At 78.2% G+C, this 1,189-nt stretch carries 1 protein-coding gene; it reads right to left on the bottom strand.

Annotation, left to right across the window (positions count from 1 at the left end; all coding sequences use genetic code 11):
* Window positions 1-149: 149 nt before the first annotated feature.
* A complete protein-coding gene (locus tag ABT247_RS33535) occupies window positions 150-1,061 on the bottom strand; it encodes a LysR family transcriptional regulator (protein WP_350750397.1) in 912 nt (303 codons plus the stop codon).
* Between the last annotated feature and the right edge of the window lie 128 nt (window positions 1,062-1,189).

Below are 1,189 nucleotides of genomic sequence, written 5' to 3'. Positions count from 1 at the left end.
CCCCTCAAGCGCGCCCAGCACCACAACTGGCCACCACCACAACCAGCAACACCAACCGTCACCCCGCGCGACACAACCTAAAGTCACCAGCATTGACCCTAGGGCCCGGCCGCGCGGGCCGGGCAGCGGAGGCCGGGCGCCGCCCCGCCCTACGCCCCGGCGGCGGCCGCCCGGGCGAGGCTGTCCAGCACCGGGCGGATCAGCGGGTGCCCGTCGGCGCCCGCCCGGACGGCCGCGAAGACGCGCCGGGTGGCGAGATCGCTGTCCACCGGCCGCACGGCGACCCGGGCCAGGTCCACGCCGCGCAGTGCCGACCGGGGCACCAGGGCGACACCGGAGCCGGCCGAGGCGAGCGCCACCACGGCGCGGAAGTCGTCGGAGGAGTGCAGCAGCCGGGGCTGGAAGCCGGCGTGCTCGCAGGCCAGCAGCACCACGTCGTGGCAGGGGTTGCCCGGGTAGGGGCCGATCCAGGGCTCGTCGGCCAGCGCGGCGACGGCGAGCGGCCCCTCCTCGGCGGCCAGCGGGTGGGCCAGCGGCAGGACGGCCTCGAAGGGCTCGGCGTACAGCGGGACCCTGGTCAGCCGGGCGTCGTCGGCGCGCGGGGCGCCCCGGTACTCGACGGCGACCGCGAGGTCGGCGCGACCGTCCAGCACCATCGGCAGGCTGGCGTCCCCCTCGGCGTCCAGCACCTTGAGCCGCACCCCGGGCGCGCGCTCGGCGAGCAGGCCGATCGCGGGGGCGAGCACGTGCGAGATGCCGGTGGCGAACGACGCGACGGTGACCTCGCCCGCGATGCCAGCGCTGTACGCGGCGAGGTCGGCCTCGGCGCGCTCCAACTGGGCCAGCACGGCGTCGGCGTGGCCGAGCAGGATCTCCCCGGCGGCGGTCAGCCGCACGCCCCGTCCCTCGCGGGCCAGCAGGTGGTGGCCGGTCTCCTGCTCCAGGGCGGCCAGCTGCTGGGAGACCGCGGAGGGGGTCAGGTAGAGGGCCGCCGCCGCGGCGGTCACGGTGCGGTGGTCCGCCACGGCCCGCAGGGTCCGCAGCCGTCGTGCGTCGATCACGGACCAATTCTGCCAGCGCGGCCGGGTGGAACGGACCGGAGCGCCCCGGCGGCGGGGGCCGGGCTCGGGGCGGCCGACCCGCCGCGGACCGCGAACGGGGGTGGGGCGCCGGCGGCGGGCCGGTGCCC

Origin of the sequence: Kitasatospora sp. NPDC001539, assembly GCF_040298565.1 — a bacterium.
Lineage (GTDB): Bacteria > Actinomycetota > Actinomycetes > Streptomycetales > Streptomycetaceae > Kitasatospora.
The sequence above is the reverse complement of the archived record's forward strand: the minus strand, read 5'-3'. Positions and strand labels throughout refer to the sequence as shown.